We start from the raw sequence: 566 nt of genomic DNA, 5'->3' as shown, positions 1-566 counted from the left end.
CCCCCTGGCCCGCCCTTCGGCCCGCACCCAGGCCATTTCGCTCCGACAACTGAGGTTCTTCACGGCCCTGGCCGAGTCGGCCAACTTCAGCCGCGCGGCCGAGCGGATGACCGTCTCCCAGCCCGCGCTCAGCGCCGCGATCCGCCAGATCGAGGATCACATGGGGCTGCGCCTGTTCGATCGCAGCACCCACCACGTCGCCCTGACAGAAGCCGGCGCGGCCTTCCTGCCCCACGCTCGCCGCCTGCTGACCACCGCCGAGAACGCCTTCGTCGACATGAGCGATGCGGCCACGCGCGGGAAGTCCGTGGTGCGGCTGGGCGTCATCCCGTCCGTGGTGCCCGCCGCGGCCGAGGCGATCGCGCGCCTGGGTCAGGACCGGTCCGACATCTGCTTCCACCTGTGCGATGGCAAGAACGACAGCCTGATGGCCGACCTCCGGTCGGGCGCGCTGGACATCGTCGTCGGCGTGCTGGGCCACGTCGAGGACGATATCGAGGCCAGCCTGATCACCGAGGACGAGATGATGCTGGCCGCTCCGGCCGGCCATCCCCTGGTCGGCCCAC

Annotated in this window: 1 protein-coding gene; it reads left to right on the top strand. The window is 70.8% G+C overall.

The genetic code is table 11. From position 1 onward, the window contains the following. Positions 1–566 (top strand): LysR family transcriptional regulator (locus AC07YH_RS26690; RefSeq protein WP_494749909.1); only part of this gene is annotated, 566 nt, incomplete at both ends.

The sequence above is a fragment of the Caulobacter sp. GW456-12-1-14-TSB4 genome, assembly GCF_059424195.1.
The sequence above is the reverse complement of the archived record's forward strand: the minus strand, read 5'-3'. Positions and strand labels throughout refer to the sequence as shown.